This window comes from Brucella tritici (genome assembly GCF_902825325.1).
GTDB lineage: Bacteria > Pseudomonadota > Alphaproteobacteria > Rhizobiales > Rhizobiaceae > Brucella.
In genome coordinates this window covers 26,344-40,846 of the sequence record NZ_CADEAR010000020.1, presented here as the reverse complement: position 1 = coordinate 40,846, position 14,503 = coordinate 26,344, and the positions used below count along the sequence as shown (strand labels likewise).

Sequence of the window (14,503 nt, the reverse complement as noted above, 5' to 3'; positions counted from 1 at the left end):
AAATCAAACCCCAAACCGAGCCGGAAACTCCAATCTTCAAAAGCACAAATAGTCTCAAATCATTCGACGACGGACACGCCTCGTCATGTTGAGCAGGCCGATGGCGATCGACCAGAACCGAAAGATGACTCCACACTCGCAAGGCAACATTGACGGCTGGGGCTGGGCTTCAAGCGGAATGGGATACAGCCTCACGGGCTCGCTGCCTCTCGACGAGTTACATCCGCTGGCCGACGACATCCGGCGCCAGGTCTCGCAGCAGACATGAGAACCGCGATATACGACGCTGGAACGTGCCGCGTCCTATCGCCTTTGCCCCGAAGCGACGGTGGAGATCCTGTGCGAGTTCCACCGTCAGGTGCTTCTTATGTCCCTAGTCGGCGCACATCTGAGCAATCTGTCACGACGCGTACGTGTCTTCATGAAATGGGGCGACGAGGTGCTGGCGCCATGTCTCTTCGTGCAGGCCCTTGAGCCACTCCCTGCGCTTGTATGGGCGACGAAATTTGACACTGTGTGCCCCGCAACGCTCCTCGCTGGAGATCAACTTGGAAGAAACTGAAAGGATCGCAGCCGTAGAAAAGCTTCATGGGACCCGGTTGCTGGCGACAAGCCCTCCTTCGCCTTCCAAACGCGCGATACGTCGCGCCTCGGATTCTGTGAACTTCAATCGGACCCCAATACCGCCACCGTTTTCGTTGATGAATACCGCACCAAGCGCTTCAAGGGCAGACTGGAGAGCCTCAACCATGCCGGGGTCCAGATGTTGAAGCTTACGCTCGAATTTCTCGATAGCATCGTCATCGACACCAGATCGCCTCGAGAGTTTTGCCCGGGTGATTTCAACCAGTGCCCTGCCAGCACGGCATTGCGGACCAGTAATCATTGCGCGTCCTCATCCAACGAAAGCATTGGATTATAGCCTTCCGAATATTAATCATAAGGTCAAGGGCAGTTGTCCGTAACGCGTGATTTATACAAAAAGTGCTACTGACGGCCAACCTTGTATTTTTGAAGATCTTTGCTCGCTGCAGGCTGAATTTGGGAAGCTCACTACGGATGTTTGAAAACTTGCTAAAAGGAGACAATGAAAGCTGATTTGGAGCGCCTCAATTATGAACAAAATCGGAAAGCCTACCAAACGATTGGTATTGCCAGCGCTGGCTACATTTGTGGGAGTAGGCGCATCCGTATTCGCGGAAACCTTCGCTGATGTGCTATCGCTAACATCAGCAAGACCTCTGCAGATGTTAGCTGGCAGTTTCACATACTTCTCAGCTGCATGGCTTGGAGGGCGGCTTGTTGGTACTGCCCTTGAACGTAGCAGGTCCAGAAAGCGACCGGTACCTAAGCTCCTATTGGAGCTTGTCACAGCAGCCCTTTTTCTCATCGCCAGTGTTGCAACATTTCTTTTAATTGTCGGTCAGAGCTGGAGCAGCGCTATTGCGGGGTCCGGTTTGCTCATTGCAATATTAGGATTTGCCTTGCGGAACAGTCTTGCCGATGTTTTCTCCGGTATAGCACTTGGAATTGAAGCACCCTACAGAATTGGAGACTGGATCTCCATCGACGATGTGACACGCGGGCGTGTGATGGAAATCGGTTGGCGCACAACAAGGCTTTCAACGCGTGACAGCACTTACGTCATCTTACCCAACAGTCAGATCGCGCGCCAGAAACTGACAAACTACAGCGCCCCAAGGCAGCACTATCGGGCCCATGTCCAGGTACTTCTCAATCACGAAATATCAGTTGCTGATGCCAAGATGCTTCTCACTCAAGCCGCGGCTGACAGCAATATAATTGCAGAAACACCGCGACCAGATGTGCGCGTGGCAGCCTATGAATCGGACGGGATCCGTTATCATGTGCGTTTCTGGGTCGGAAGCTTCGCCGACGATATCGATTGCCGCGATGCCGTGTTTACACAGATTGACAAAGCCTTGCGTGCCCGCAATCTCCCGCTGCCGCTGACGAGACTGCGCCTCGTGCGAAACGGGCAAAATGGCTTAGCATAGGAACCATTGCGGATATTTGGATTATCACAAAACCACATCCAGCTGACATGTTGTCAGATTGCCAGTCAGGAAACGCATGTGTCGATGGAGCGCAGACCGCTCGCCTTGATGGGAATTGAGCCCACGGCACGTCAATGATGTGGACAGTAATACATCATCTTGGATTATCAATGAATGCCGTGAATAGGTTAGGGATTAATCAGTCCAGTCTTCTACTCGCAAGCCAGGAACACGATCAAATTCCCTACGATTGTTTGTAACGATTATCAATCCACGCGAGCGAGCATGGCCAGCGATCAATTGATCGTATGGACCGATTGGAGTTCCACTGCGGGCCAATTCGGCACGTAATTGGCCTGTATGGTTTGCTGCCGGTTCGTCATACGATAACACCTCAAGACGAGCTGCGAACCCCTCCACGACTGCAAGGTTCTTCTCAGGATGGGCAGACTTCTCCGCCCCGTAAATCAGCTCCATTAAACTGACCGAGCTGATGCATAACTGATCGTGGAAGCGGTTGAAGGCCTCGCGCACTTGCTGGGGCCGGTTCTTGATCGTGAAAATGCATATATTTGTATCCAGCATGTACTTCAGCATTAAAACGCCTCGCGTTCCTGTGAAGCAGGCTGATCACGCTCATTCATGAAGTCGGAAGTCGCCTCTAAGCCATCAAACCAGCTGTCCCAGACCTCACCAGCGGGTGCTATAATTCGAGTGCGCCCCACAGCAACAATATCGACGCGTTTCACATCAGCAGGCAAAGCTACGGCCTTTGGCAAGCGGATAGCTTGGCTTCGGTTGCTCTGGAATACGGCTCCCTGCTCCATCTGCGCCACTCCTAGTTCATATCCATATCGATATGATGTAAATAGTGCATCCAATGGGATATGTCAACGGGATATACATAACAGGATCCGACCAGACGAACAATCGATCTGACTATAAAGAGCCTAGGGCCACTGGCTATTGCTGCACGCTGACTAGGAGCTATTAACCGTGCGGCCTATTCAACGGGTTCATGCAGCTCCACTTCCAAATTGCCAGTCTAGATCGCCTTTTAATTATCAATGCTCATTACACGGGCTCTTGTTGAAACAAGAGCCCGACGTAGATGAAACCGAGCGCATTCGATATAATAGACTGTCCTCAAATAGCCACATTTCGCATTGTTGCGGGCGATTTCTTGACTTATGAGCCTACATGCAAAATAGCCCTGAAGGACGCTTAAGCTGCAACAATCGTTCCCTGAGCGACCGCCACCAGTATCTCATCGCAAACAATCTTGCATTGACACACAGCTTGCCGCTTCCCGTTGCTTAATGTCCAGGCATTTGCAAGCAATATACGGCCCTTGGCAGGTCGAACAAAGTTGATCTTGAATTCAGAGGTAAGCGCGTCACCGCCTAGAGCGAGCCCGCCTGCAAATGTCAGCGCATTATCTGCCAGATAGCTGATCACGCCACCATGAACAAAGCCATGTTGCTGGGTATGATGCTCGCGGATAATCAGAGAGATATTTGCACTGCCATCGCCGACAGCAACGAGTTCCGCGCCCAGATACTGACTGAAGGGCTGACTTAGAAATATCCTTCTGGCCAATTCGTCCAGATTCATCGTTTGGTCCTCCTTTCCTGCTGAAAGCTCACCCTCACTAAATGTGATCGCTTGCGGCCTGCCCCAGAAACAACGCTCATTGCCGGATTTTAGGCGGTGACCCATCAACGTCGGCTTGAATGAACCTCTTGCTGTTTCAGGCATTTCCTCCTCACGTTCAGGTCGGAACTGAAACCTGCCCGGACTGCTCGCGTAGATGAAATTGGACGCAAAAGCCCAGCTTAGACTGGATTTGTGCGCCAGCTATGAAGTCGACTTCGGCCTGTTAACAGTGATCCAGTTAATGATTGAGCGCGTGAGTAGCGTATTGTCTTCGGACAGACCCGGTCTGATATGTGCTACGAACTCAACTTTTGGCAGGGGCGGTAATGATTGATCGACGCCTGCCGTTTGTAATTTTGCCGGGATGGAACTGGAATTCAGCGGCGTGACCGCTAGGCCAGCTGCGGCCATAGCCGTTAAACTGCCGAGGCTGGGGCTGACACTGACTATCGTCCATTTACAGTTTTTCGCAGCCAGAGCGACAAGAGCAGCGTCCCGATAGGGACACGGTTCAGGAAAAACTGCGAGCGGGACGGTTGCTCCAGCTTCGAGCGGAGTCTTTCCGATTACCCATCTAAGCGGCTCACTCCACAGATGGGTACCGGATGGGTCGCCCCGGCATCGACAACCGATAATCAGGTCCAGCTCGCCCTTATCCATAGTTTCCAGCAAAGTGGTTGTATTCGAAATCTGGATTTCCAAAGTTCGTTCTGAACGGAAATCCTGAAACCTCTTCAATACAGATGGCAGCCAGGTGCTCGTCAAATCATCGGATGCACCGATCCGCAAATGAACTGCGTTAGCGCTGCCTTTCATTAGCGTCCGTGCTTCCTCGCTCAGGCGCAGGATCGCCTTTGCGTAACCAAGCAGCGCCTGTCCTTGTGGGGTCAGTGCCACCGTGCGGGTATTGCGTTCGAGAAGAACGTTTCCCGCCTGTTCCTCCAGCCGCCGGATATGGGCGCTTACGGCGGATTGCGTCAAGTTGAGTTGCTGCCCTGCCTTTGTAAAACTCGATAGGCTGGCGACTGCCTCGAAGGTCCGCAACAGTACAATATCGAACACTGTTTCACCTCAGATTGTCATGAATAGCATGACGATAAATCGTTTCTCATGATGAATAAAGTTTGGTTCATTCTTTCTCGGCGGGAGATAGGAGGTCGGCAGCATGCTGCTGGAAACCTGGATACCATTCGTCGTTGCCACACTGGTGTTTGCTTTCATGCCGGGTCCGGCCATTTTATATATGTCAGCGCAAACCCTGGCTTACGGGCAAAGAGCTGGCTTGATGGCAGCCCTCGGTATTCATCTGGGTTGCTACGTTCATATCGCGACCGCCTCTGCGGGGCTGGCTGCACTCCTGCACCATGCCCCGGTACTCTATTCATTCCTGCGGCTGGCGGGAGCCTTCTACATGTTGTGGCTGGGTGGTAGGATGATGTTTGCCTCCGTCGCAAACGACGCAACCGAAATCCCCTCGCGGCACAGACGCGTTCTACGCGACAGCATCGTAGTCGAGATCCTCAACCCGAAGACTGCGTTGTTTTTTCTGACGTTCCTGCCCCAATTCGTCGATCCGCAAGGAGCGATGCCCGGTTGGCTTCAGTTTCTGCTGCTTGGTATCATCGTGAACGGGGCTTTTTCGCTCGGCGATCTTGCATCTGTGGCAATCGCCTCCTTCGCATCGCCACGCATTTCTTCCCCCGGTTTCGCTGACTGGATTCCGAGGGTTAGCGGTGGCGTCCTTGTCGGGCTTAGCGCCGCGATCATGATGCATTTCATTTGAACTGAACCTCAGCTCCCGAAGGCGATTATCAACTGGAGAGAAGGATGAATATTTTGAAACGATCCTTTGCCGGAGCCTTAACCATTTCATTCCTGTGCATGCCAGCTGTGGCATCGGACCATCAATGGGATGTCTATGAAAATGTGCGCTTCGGTTATTCCATCTGCTACCCGGCAGATCTTCTGACTGCTCAGCCCGAGGCCGATAATGGCGACGGCCGCAAGTTCACCGGCAAGTCGGGCGCAGAACTGGCGGTCTGGGGCAGCGACAATGTCCTCGAGCAGGACATGGATACCCTCATTGGCGGCCTTTCCGACGCTGGCGCCACCGTCACCTATCGCCGCGCTACAATGGACTGGGCCGTCGTCTCCGCTCACGGGAAAGGCAATGTTTTCTACGCCAAGCTCCTGCTAGAACGAAATGCGGCGGACGGCGTCGACATAGTTCGTGTCTTTCGCCTGATCTATCCTGCCAATGAGGTAAAAACCTATAACGCGGTGGCTGCGCGGCTGGCCCAATGCTTCAAGCCGACCGATCGAGGCATCGACGACGGATTGCAACCTCTGCCTTCTGATCGCCATGATGAAAGGACAATACGATGAACCGGCCGCTGCTTGGACTTTCCCTGTTCTTCATCGGATCGCAAATGGCATGTCCCACCGTGGCTGCTGACAGGCTGTTTGCACAAGCCACCGAGACTGACGATGAGCTCAAACAGCTCTTCAACCAGACTGGTGACATCTGCCTGCACAGCATAAGCCATGATGTCCGGATCGTCGTCGCCTGCGCATCAATGAGGATTTATGGCGTAGCGCTGAATGAAAGGGACTGGTGCTACGGGCACCGCGATGAACCGAACGCGCAGATGGATTGGCACCGCTGCGACGCGAGTTCCGAACGCTTTTCGCTCGACAAGCTGATCGATGTTGGGAGGTAAGGGACAATGCTGAAACCGATCTTCTTTTTTCTCATCAGCCTTCTGCTGCTGGTGCCGGTCTGCCTCTTCGTCGGATATGGGATAGGCGAAATCATCGCGGCTTTTGTCTATCCTGTAACCGGGACGCCCGACAGGTTCAGAGAAGACCGCGAATTGTTCGCCGGCGTATACGGCATCATGTTCATCGGCGGATTTTTGTATCTCGCTTCAGCTGCTTTTGCCGTGTTTCGCCTCGTCAGAGCCATCCGCAAACCACGGACATGATACTCCAAGTCTGTATAGCTGCTCGTTAATCTGCCGTCGTGGAAACTACCTGAACGGCTTGGAAAACTCATTATATGAAGACGGTAGACATCAGACATCCCGAACCGCTTACCGGCAACGGCACCAACTTGTCCGAAGCGCACTGATTGACTGGGGTAAAACGCATGTCAGCGTTTCTGTGCTTGATTTGGCGCTATCACATAACGTTACAGATACTACAGCACAAGCATGAAGCTTTCGTCAGGTCAGTTCACCGACTTGATTGCCAGTCTAGTATACTTCCCTCGCCCCGACGCGACCTTCAAAGCCGAAAATTGATAACCGACAAGGTGATCTATCGGGCTGTCATGATCATAGTCAAAGTTCGGCTTTTCTCATGAAAACATGCTGCGTCACATTTAATTGGCGCGATGCTGGTACCACGCCCGCTTATGAGCCGTTCATTGGAACCATTTGGATAGGCCTTTCGTTTTTCCTGTTTCTCTGGCCTTGGTGCTGATGTTTACAGAGAATGAATTCAGTCCATTTCGATCCGAGAGAGCGACCATGAGAAATCTTGAGAAAGCTCGTGTCCAAATGGTGGAGCAGCTTGTCCATCACGGCATACATGACACGCGCGTGCTGGAAGCGATGGGCACGGTGGCTCGTGAGAAATTCATCGATGAAGGCTTTATCGAGTTTGCCTATGAAGACACACCTCTACCAATCAAAAATGGCCAGACGATCTCACAACCATATATGACCGCCTTCATGATCGCAGCGGCCCGGCTAGGTGAGGCTGAGCGCGTTCTTGAAATCGGAACCGGCTCTGGCTATGCCGCAGCGATCATGGCACAGATTGCCGGTCAGATATTTACTGTCGAACGATATTCCACCCTTGCCGAAGCCGCCCAACAACGCTTCGAAGACCTCGGCTGCAATAATATCCATGTGCGTACGGGCGACGGCAGCAATGGTTGGCCGGAAGTGGCTCCTTTCGATGCGATCATTGTTGCAGCAGGCGCGCCGGACATCCCTCAATCTCTTAAGGAACAGCTCAAAACAGGCGGGCGGCTCATCATACCCGTCGGCAGTATGGCGGGAGCCCAACGCCTTCTACGCATCACCCGTAAATCTACGGTGGAATTCGACGAGGAGGACCTTGGCGGCGTGATGTTCGTACCGCTTGTGGGAGACAAGGCCTGGCCCGACATGGACTGACATGATTTAGGCCGCGAAGAACAGGAGAAGACCATGGTAGAGAACGGATACAAACTTCAGAAAGATGGGGATGGGACCTGGTCGGTGATCGACGCCTTTAAGGGCAATCCGATCACTTTCGAAGGCAAGCTACAGATCGCATTGAATGAAGACGAGGCAAAGCGGGTTCTCGACTGTCTCAACCGACAGAATCTCGAACGCCACCCCGAAGACGGCAGCGGACGCTTGCCTTGATCCCTAGGCACGCTCGAAACACGAAGTGATCAAATGGGGCTATCTTAAACAGTCAGGAAGCGTATCGTTGATGCTTCCGAAAGGAGAAGGAGATGCCACTCTTCAACGAAGCGAGCCGCATTTATAAGCCAGAAGAAGTGAACTTCATGCGCAGCTGCTTTTCCAACGCCGCGATCATTCTTGAAGAAAGCGACAGGGAATATGCTGCGACTGACCTTTCGTCTGCAATCATTATGCTTTACCAGAACGGGCTGAGGGATTTGACCTACATCGCGGAACTGGCGTCGCGACTTGCTCACAAGAGATATATGGAGCGTCACCCTGATACGCCTGTCGCAGCGAATGTGAACGTTCTGCCCGGTTCGAAGGCCCCTTCCTGAATTCCCAGCCGAACTAGGGTTTGCGGGTTAGTCGCAATCAGGAATTCTGCTCAGCATCTATAAGCTTGTTAAAGCGGCTATCCTCCGTTTCTTCGTAGAGAAAAGCCAGCTTTCTATCGTCAAAGATGGCGAAGAAATCATCCCAATTGATTTCCTCCAGATTCTGGTCTTTTTCTGCGAAATCGATACACAATATACCGCCTTCACTACCGGTTTCCACCATTGCGGGCCGCCCGTTTCGGTCTTCAGCCCACTGGCGGATCTCATCGTGGTCACGTGTGATCTGAGCCATGGTTCTACCCTTCCGCTTTAAATTTCTTTGCTCCTTCAAGCAATTTTTGTCGATCTCTTCCAAAACGCTCGATCAACTGGCGGGCCTGCAGCGGAGAAATATCCGAGTTCTCGGCCAGGAACTTGATGTCTTCATCATCCGTCAGTGGGGTGGTTGATTTCTCGTTCATGATTAATCCTCATTTCTGGTGAGCGGGCGGCTGCACCGGCTGGTCGCCGCCCGTGCCGGTTTGTGGTCGGTCATTTTTTACCGGCGGCTTGGACTTCGGCTGGTCGGCGGAGCCTATGGGAGAACGTGTCTGGATGCCTTTCTTTTGCGACACCGAGCCGCCACCGGTCAGGCTCCACCCGAGAAGGAGAAGGAGCAGAACTGCCACTATGACTAATGCGAAGCGCGGAAAATATCCGAGCGCTCGCGGCGAAGCCTTACGTCCCTCCCCTCGTTCATGTTCTGATCGCTTGTTCATGGCCACATCCATGAGACTACAAAATATCCGATGACAACCACGGCAATGATGAACCACCAAACCATGTAGGCTGGACCTTCACGCATCTGCGTAGTTTTTCTTGCGGATCGCGCATTCTCTTTCGATGCCCATGCGCGCAGGCCGGACGCATGACTGGAAGCGCTGCTGTCATCGGGTTTTACCGGAGCCGTTAACGGCCGTGTCCCGTGATCCTCAGCCGGTTGAAAGCTACCGCCAGCCTCTGCATCTGTTTCCATTGGTGCTGCCGCAGGATCAAAGCCGGGAACCTTGTCGCCGGTTTCACCCCGTTGGATTGCCCCTCTTGCTCGAGCGCCAGAGCTTTTATCCGGTGGAACTGTTTTCATCATCGTAGGCCTCCCGGTCCAAACCATGAGGAAAACCAATTGTTCCGCAGAATTTCATTGCTTCAACCTTGCCATTTCCCGCTCCATCATTCGGTGCTCCTTTTCATTCAATGAAACAATCCGAGGTTTGAAAGGTTGGGCCGCGGTCTCAATAAACGGAGGTTTCCATGAAACACGATCCGAAAGCCGGCACCACCGATCAGAAGCCGAAATGGGAAGGCCCGCCGGAAAACCGGCCTCGTGGTTACGAACCCGCTGACGACGATCCCGCAAAGAAACGCGATGCCGCCGGGCACAGTCTTGCCGACCCAGACCGCAAGAACGTTGCTGATGCGTTAAGTGAACCCAAGCACACTAGGAGAAAGGGAGGTGGACAATGACTGTGTCTCCCCTTCCTCCGCTCAAAGCTATCGCGCTCAATGCCACCTTGAAACGAAGTGCCGACCAGAATCCATCCTCGACTGACAGGATGCTACATTATCTCGATACGCATCTTGTTCCTTATGGCGTGCAAACGGAGCATGTGCGGCTGAGTGAATTCAACATCGAACCCGGTGTCACATCGCGCGAAAGCGAAGACGACGAGTGGCCGGCACTCAGAACCAAAATCCTAGATGCGGATATTCTTATTTTCGGCACGCCGATCTGGCTCGGACAACCATCAAGCCTCTGCAAGCGCGTGCTGGAACGTATGGATGCATTTCTTTCAGAGACCGATGATGCCAACCGAATGCCGTCTTACGGGCGTGTGGCCGTCGCGGCCGTGGTCGGCAACGAGGACGGCGCGCATTTCGTGTCATCCCAGCTCTATCAGGCGTTGAACGATGTGGGCTTCACCCTGCCTGCCAACGGCGTAACCTATTGGGTGGGCAAGGCGATGCAATCAACCAATTTCGTCGATCTGGAAGAAGTACCCGAAACAGTCGTTTCCGCTACCAAAATACTGGCTGCCAATTGCGTACATCTGGCACGATTGTTGAAGGCCGCTCCTTATCCCGGTTCAGAATAACAGGAGGGTGGCGCGCAAAGCATTGTCGGCTGGCCCGGATTGACCGGCCCGGGTGATGGATGTTCTGGTGTCGGAAGGGGCGGTATCTGTTCGGGTTCGTCGGGGCTGAATGGCCCCTTATCTGGTTGCGGAATGGTCTCCGGCGGCTCGACCGGAATGCCTTCAGGTTCATTTTCGGGAATTTCCGGCGGGTCGGACGCTGTCGCGGAACCCGCAGATAGAGCGATTGTCCACCATTCAGCGATATAGATTTTCATTGGTCTCTCCCTTGTCCAAAGCAGGTTAAGCCTGATCTGGTTTGCCGTAAGCCTTGCGCAATTCTTCTTTGGCGGTTTCCAGCACTTGCTTGCGCTTTTCCGGCAAGTTCTTGCCAGCGCGGTTGATGTAGAAGGTCAGCATGGACATGGCCGAGCGAAACGGTTCCGCCTTGCGTTTGTGGCTCTTGTCAGCCGAGCGTTTCAGGGAAGCTGCAATTTTCTTCGGATCCTCCTGCTCGAATACATGCGGTTCGAGATCTAGAGCGTCGCTGTGTTTGGTCACGTCGGCTGACCATTTCTTTGCCTGGACCATATCAAAACTCCTCTGTTGCAAGTTTCGATAACCGCTGAGGGCAGCTCATGTTCCCTTTCACTTGTCTGCAACCGTGATCCAAGATCCAGCGCCCCAGAGTTTCGCTGCTCTTGGTGGAACAATGTGCCTGCAAGCTTGTTCGGAGCGCTGTTAACCATCGGGACGTCGGAACGGAGAAAGCACAATGTTCAACACTGCACCCTCAAACATCTGTTTACTCTTCTTCAACAAGGATCGCGTCGGAGCGGGCGAACCATCCCAGCACGAAACACGGGACCATCAGGCACGCCCGGCAATCCATGTCATCCTCAACCGAACGACCCGCAAAAGAACTTCGACTTTGAACGCTCCAATGGCGAGCGCCCAAATGATCTTGCCAACCCCGTCCGCACAAAATGAGACGCGAAAACAACGGTCGAGACCGATTGAACCCTCACAGGAGATGAAGATGCCTTCAAAATCCAAAGCACAACAACAGGCTGCGGGCGCGGCCTTGGCTGCAAAACGCGGAGACAAATCAAAAAGTCAACTCCGTGGAGCATCCAGGGAAATGGCCAAGTCCATGAGCGAGAAAGAGCTCGAAAGATTGGCCTCCACCAGACAGAAGGGCAAGCCGGAGCATAAATCGAAGTCCTGACAGAACGAACAGGAAATAACGATGATTATCCTGAAGTGGCTTGCCGTCATCATGTTCGCCGCCGCATTGTTCGGGCTGGGAACCCTGTTCATCACATCGGACAAGGGGGGCGTCTCTCCAGAAAGTCCCACCCAACCGTCCAGTTCCCCGACGCAACCCTGATTGCGACTGCTCGCCTGTTTTTTCGATCGCGCGAAACAAAATTATTCCTAGCGGGTTAGGTGCACCGTCGTCGCAATTTTCAACCGCACGACAAGAACAGTTCATTACCAAGGAGGAGCCGGAAATGGCCAGCACCAAGCAACGCAATCTTGACGATCTTTTCTATGACACGCTCAAGGACATTTATTATGCGGAGCGCAAGATTCTTAAAACGCTTCCCAAGATGTCCCGTGCAGCCACAGATGAAAAGCTGAAGAGCGCGTTCGAAAAACACCGGGAACAGACCGAAGGACACGTGGAACGACTGCAACAATGCTTCGAGATTCTCGGTAAGCGTGCGCAGGGCAAGACCTGTGACGCCATTGAAGGCATTATTGCTGAAGGTGAGGAAATCATCGAGGAGTTTGCGAATAGTCCCGCCCTTGATGCCGGTTTGATATCTGCGGCCCAGGCGGTCGAACATTACGAAATCACGCGTTACGGCACATTGAAGCGTTGGGCCGAAACCCTGGGCCACAAGGATATGGCGAAACTCCTCGACCAGACCCTGCAGGAAGAAGGCCAGACCGATAAGGATCTCACGAAACTCGCCGAGTCCTCTGCCAATCTCCGCGCGGAAGCCGCCTGATTGCAGACTTTTCAAGACCGGCAGCGAGGTGAGGACATGGAAAGCGCACAGTTCCGCGATGATCCCGTGCGAAAAATTCGCGTCGTCTGCCGGTCTTCCGATAGTTTTCATAATGTAGCTAGCGTTGAAGCATTGGCGGCACGCCTATCTTCACTGACCGGGAGACAGTTATTACCCACTCTGCAAGCCTTTGACGAGAGTAATGGAACTTTTTTCATCCCGACTTTTGCTTTAGTCCGCCAGGACGGGCACCCCGAAATGAGCATTGATAGTTTTTACGGTGGCATCGTTCACCACGGTTTTATGACAACAAAACTCGTTACCCATCCACACTGGCGCGACGATGATGATTTGCCGGAAGGTTGGGTGGGAAACTTTGCAGCTTGTTTGCAGGATTGTGTTCTACCCGGCTTTTCGGTCTTTTCACATGGCCATGCACTGGATGCCGCTGGTGCCCTGCTAAAAAAGCACAAGGTTCGATTCAAAAATCCCTATGCGTCCGGCGGCAAAGACCAGACCGTCATCGAAACCGTTCGCGCCCTCGACGGATTTCTGGAAACCGTGTCTGATCGCGAAATTGCGAACGGGCTCGTCGTCGAAGAGGACGTTGAAAACTCCACCACCTATTCCGTCGGACAGGTCCAGATCGAAAATCACATCGGAAGTTATCTAGGCCGTCAATATACTTCGCACGACGAGGACGGGAGTAAAGTTTATGCGGGTAGCCGTTTGCGTGTGGTGCGCGGCGGCTGGGACGCTCTGCTTCACCAAGTCCAATCGCCCGTTGCACGCAGGATCGTAGAGAATGCCAGACGCTACGATGAAGCAGCTCTGCAACATCTCGGTCTCGTTGCGTCGCGCAGAAACTACGACGTTCTTGTCGGGCCGATAACGGAAAATGGCGTCCGCTGCGGCGTATTGGAACAATCATGGCGTGTGGGAGGTGCCTCCCCTGCCGAAGTTCTGGCATTGGAAAAACTGGCGCAGGACGAAACTGTTACCGCCGTACAGGCAGTATTGCGCGAGAGCTATGGTCAGCCATCTACATTCAACGAGGACGATTTCGTCGTCTATGTCGGTGACGACGATTTCGGGCGACCTCTCCACAAATATGCGCGAATTGAGAAAATCTATCATGATCCGTAACGTCACCGCCGTCAGCGTCGACCAGTACGAACTGGCCGCGACTGTCATCTCTCCGGATACCACCATCCCAGGCGTTCTATTTCTGCACGGTTGGGCCGGTAGCCAGGAACGCGATATCGAAAGAGCAAATGCGATATCCTCTCTCGGCTGCGTTTGCCTCACCTTCGACATGCGTGGCCACGGCGAATTGCAGTCTGGCAACAAAACGGTAACGCGCGGGGAAAATCTTGATGACGCCATTGCCGCTTATGACCGACTGGCCAGTCTCAAGATGGTCGAAGAGGGGTCGATTGTCGTCATAGGCAGCAGCTATGGCGGTTATCTCGCAACTTTGCTGACCGAGTTCCGGCCCGTCCGTTGGTTGGCACTAAGAGCCCCTGCACTTTATCGCGACCAGCTTTGGCAAGTCCCTAAAGCAAGGCTCGATCGCAATGACCTGCAATCCTATCGTTCCGCGCTCATAAGCTTTGATGACAACCGCGCACTCCGACAGGCCCGAGAATTTAATGGCGATGTGCTGCTGGTCGAGTCCGAGCATGATACCATCGTTCCCCATCCGACGGTCGCAAGTTATCAAACTGCTTTCATCAATTCCCGTTCGTTGACCGTTCGGATGTTGGGTGGCGCGGATCACGCACTAACCGAAGACCATCATCAAAAGATTTACAATCAGCTTTTGACCCGCTGGATCAGAGAAATGGTTCTAGGCGCACGCTAACGGAACAATGGACGGGTTCATTGGTTGGGGCAGTCCCT

Annotated in this window: 27 protein-coding genes; 16 read left to right on the top strand and 11 right to left on the bottom strand. The window is 53.3% G+C overall.

From position 1 onward, the window contains the following. The first annotated feature begins 100 nt into the window (after positions 1-100). On the top strand, positions 101-268 hold the full coding sequence (locus HWX93_RS19995; RefSeq protein WP_176038480.1) for a hypothetical protein: 168 nt from the start codon (positions 101-103) through the stop codon (positions 266-268). Between the two features lie 318 nt (positions 269-586). On the opposite strand, the gene HWX93_RS19990 is transcribed toward HWX93_RS19995, so the two are convergent. Next, positions 587-886, bottom strand: a complete 300-nt coding sequence (locus tag HWX93_RS19990) for an XRE family transcriptional regulator (RefSeq protein ID WP_176038479.1) — start codon at positions 884-886, stop codon at positions 587-589. Positions 887-1,115: 229 nt separating this feature from the next. Here HWX93_RS19990 and HWX93_RS19985 point away from each other — a divergent pair, with 229 nt between their 5' ends. Then, the gene (locus tag HWX93_RS19985) at positions 1,116-2,018 is read left to right on the top strand and encodes a mechanosensitive ion channel family protein (RefSeq protein ID WP_176038478.1); all 903 of its coding nucleotides are present in this window, start codon (positions 1,116-1,118) and stop codon (positions 2,016-2,018) included. Positions 2,019-2,213: 195 nt separating this feature from the next. Here HWX93_RS19985 and vapC read toward each other — a convergent pair whose 3' ends face one another. The 4 genes from vapC to HWX93_RS19965 all read right to left on the bottom strand — a co-directional run bounded on the left by vapC (position 2,214) and on the right by HWX93_RS19965 (position 4,736). Continuing rightward, positions 2,214-2,615: a type II toxin-antitoxin system tRNA(fMet)-specific endonuclease VapC gene (vapC, locus tag HWX93_RS19980; protein WP_029928525.1), complete on the bottom strand. Its 402-nt coding sequence runs from the start codon at positions 2,613-2,615 to the stop codon at positions 2,214-2,216. After that, the gene (gene vapB / locus HWX93_RS19975) at positions 2,615-2,845 is read right to left on the bottom strand and encodes a type II toxin-antitoxin system VapB family antitoxin (RefSeq protein ID WP_078341299.1); all 231 of its coding nucleotides are present in this window, start codon (positions 2,843-2,845) and stop codon (positions 2,615-2,617) included. The genes vapC and vapB overlap by 1 nt, the downstream gene beginning before the upstream one ends. A 397-nt stretch (positions 2,846-3,242) precedes the next feature. Further along, entirely contained in the window at positions 3,243-3,776 is a 534-nt protein-coding gene (locus tag HWX93_RS19970; RefSeq protein ID WP_235969156.1) for a PaaI family thioesterase, read from the bottom strand. 99 nt (positions 3,777-3,875) lie between these two features. Then, positions 3,876-4,736 carry a LysR substrate-binding domain-containing protein gene (locus tag HWX93_RS19965; protein WP_176038477.1) on the bottom strand — a complete coding sequence of 287 codons (861 nt, stop codon included), beginning with the start codon at positions 4,734-4,736 and terminating at the stop codon, positions 3,876-3,878. A gap of 103 nt (positions 4,737-4,839) precedes the next feature. On the opposite strand from HWX93_RS19965, the gene HWX93_RS19960 reads away from it, so the two are divergent. From HWX93_RS19960 to HWX93_RS19930, 7 genes are all read left to right on the top strand, one after another. Continuing rightward, positions 4,840-5,457, top strand: a complete 618-nt coding sequence (locus tag HWX93_RS19960) for a LysE family translocator (protein ID WP_176038476.1) — start codon at positions 4,840-4,842, stop codon at positions 5,455-5,457. 44 nt (positions 5,458-5,501) lie between these two features. After that, a complete protein-coding gene (locus HWX93_RS19955; RefSeq protein WP_176038475.1) occupies positions 5,502-6,059 on the top strand; it encodes a hypothetical protein in 558 nt (185 codons plus the stop codon). Further along, entirely contained in the window at positions 6,056-6,394 is a 339-nt protein-coding gene (locus tag HWX93_RS19950; protein ID WP_176038437.1) for a hypothetical protein, read from the top strand. Before HWX93_RS19955 ends, HWX93_RS19950 begins: the two co-directional genes overlap by 4 nt. A gap of 6 nt (positions 6,395-6,400) precedes the next feature. After that, the gene (locus HWX93_RS19945) at positions 6,401-6,658 is read left to right on the top strand and encodes a hypothetical protein (protein WP_176038474.1); all 258 of its coding nucleotides are present in this window, start codon (positions 6,401-6,403) and stop codon (positions 6,656-6,658) included. A 546-nt stretch (positions 6,659-7,204) separates the two neighbouring features. Continuing rightward, positions 7,205-7,858 (top strand): protein-L-isoaspartate(D-aspartate) O-methyltransferase, encoded by a 654-nt coding sequence (locus HWX93_RS19940; protein WP_176038473.1) that lies wholly within the window; start codon positions 7,205-7,207, stop codon positions 7,856-7,858. 33 nt (positions 7,859-7,891) lie between these two features. After that, the gene (locus HWX93_RS19935; protein ID WP_176038472.1) at positions 7,892-8,092 is read left to right on the top strand and encodes a hypothetical protein; all 201 of its coding nucleotides are present in this window, start codon (positions 7,892-7,894) and stop codon (positions 8,090-8,092) included. 92 nt (positions 8,093-8,184) lie between these two features. After that, positions 8,185-8,472, top strand: a complete 288-nt coding sequence (locus HWX93_RS19930) for a hypothetical protein (protein WP_176038471.1) — start codon at positions 8,185-8,187, stop codon at positions 8,470-8,472. A 37-nt stretch (positions 8,473-8,509) separates the two neighbouring features. On the opposite strand, the gene HWX93_RS19925 is transcribed toward HWX93_RS19930, so the two are convergent. From HWX93_RS19925 to HWX93_RS19910, 4 genes are read right to left on the bottom strand one after another with little or no spacing between them, the layout of a single operon-like run. Continuing rightward, entirely contained in the window at positions 8,510-8,764 is a 255-nt protein-coding gene (locus HWX93_RS19925) for a hypothetical protein (RefSeq protein WP_176038470.1), read from the bottom strand. 4 nt (positions 8,765-8,768) lie between these two features. Further along, positions 8,769-8,933 carry a hypothetical protein gene (locus tag HWX93_RS19920; protein ID WP_176038469.1) on the bottom strand — a complete coding sequence of 55 codons (165 nt, stop codon included), beginning with the start codon at positions 8,931-8,933 and terminating at the stop codon, positions 8,769-8,771. 9 nt (positions 8,934-8,942) lie between these two features. Next, the gene (locus HWX93_RS19915) at positions 8,943-9,230 is read right to left on the bottom strand and encodes a hypothetical protein (RefSeq protein WP_176038468.1); all 288 of its coding nucleotides are present in this window, start codon (positions 9,228-9,230) and stop codon (positions 8,943-8,945) included. Then, the gene (locus HWX93_RS19910; RefSeq protein WP_176038467.1) at positions 9,227-9,598 is read right to left on the bottom strand and encodes a hypothetical protein; all 372 of its coding nucleotides are present in this window, start codon (positions 9,596-9,598) and stop codon (positions 9,227-9,229) included. The genes HWX93_RS19915 and HWX93_RS19910 overlap by 4 nt, the downstream gene beginning before the upstream one ends. Positions 9,599-9,762: 164 nt before the next feature. On the opposite strand from HWX93_RS19910, the gene HWX93_RS19905 reads away from it, so the two are divergent. Both HWX93_RS19905 and HWX93_RS19900 read left to right on the top strand, forming a co-directional pair. After that, positions 9,763-9,975 carry a hypothetical protein gene (locus tag HWX93_RS19905; protein WP_176038466.1) on the top strand — a complete coding sequence of 71 codons (213 nt, stop codon included), beginning with the start codon at positions 9,763-9,765 and terminating at the stop codon, positions 9,973-9,975. Then, a complete protein-coding gene (locus tag HWX93_RS19900) occupies positions 9,972-10,604 on the top strand; it encodes a flavodoxin family protein (RefSeq protein WP_176038465.1) in 633 nt (210 codons plus the stop codon). Before HWX93_RS19905 ends, HWX93_RS19900 begins: the two co-directional genes overlap by 4 nt. Here HWX93_RS19900 and HWX93_RS19895 read toward each other — a convergent pair. Then, positions 10,586-10,861, bottom strand: coding sequence for a chitin-binding protein (locus HWX93_RS19895; protein ID WP_176038464.1), 276 nt, complete (start codon positions 10,859-10,861; stop codon positions 10,586-10,588). The genes HWX93_RS19900 and HWX93_RS19895 overlap by 19 nt on opposite strands. Positions 10,862-10,886: 25 nt before the next feature. Further along, the gene (locus HWX93_RS19890; RefSeq protein ID WP_176038463.1) at positions 10,887-11,174 is read right to left on the bottom strand and encodes a DUF3175 domain-containing protein; all 288 of its coding nucleotides are present in this window, start codon (positions 11,172-11,174) and stop codon (positions 10,887-10,889) included. Positions 11,175-11,622: 448 nt separating this feature from the next. On the opposite strand from HWX93_RS19890, the gene HWX93_RS19880 reads away from it, so the two are divergent. The 5 genes from HWX93_RS19880 (at position 11,623) to HWX93_RS19860 (ending at position 14,465) form a co-directional block, all read left to right on the top strand. Further along, positions 11,623-11,811: a DUF3008 family protein gene (locus HWX93_RS19880; protein ID WP_176038462.1), complete on the top strand. Its 189-nt coding sequence runs from the start codon at positions 11,623-11,625 to the stop codon at positions 11,809-11,811. Between the two features lie 21 nt (positions 11,812-11,832). Further along, positions 11,833-11,973: a hypothetical protein gene (locus HWX93_RS19875; protein ID WP_176038461.1), complete on the top strand. Its 141-nt coding sequence runs from the start codon at positions 11,833-11,835 to the stop codon at positions 11,971-11,973. Between the two features lie 124 nt (positions 11,974-12,097). Further along, positions 12,098-12,601, top strand: coding sequence for a ferritin-like domain-containing protein (locus tag HWX93_RS19870; protein ID WP_109988304.1), 504 nt, complete (start codon positions 12,098-12,100; stop codon positions 12,599-12,601). A 36-nt stretch (positions 12,602-12,637) separates the two neighbouring features. Then, positions 12,638-13,747 carry a DUF3182 family protein gene (locus HWX93_RS19865; protein WP_176038460.1) on the top strand — a complete coding sequence of 370 codons (1,110 nt, stop codon included), beginning with the start codon at positions 12,638-12,640 and terminating at the stop codon, positions 13,745-13,747. Next, the gene (locus tag HWX93_RS19860; protein ID WP_176038459.1) at positions 13,737-14,465 is read left to right on the top strand and encodes an alpha/beta hydrolase family protein; all 729 of its coding nucleotides are present in this window, start codon (positions 13,737-13,739) and stop codon (positions 14,463-14,465) included. Before HWX93_RS19865 ends, HWX93_RS19860 begins: the two co-directional genes overlap by 11 nt. Positions 14,466-14,503 lie beyond the last annotated feature (38 nt).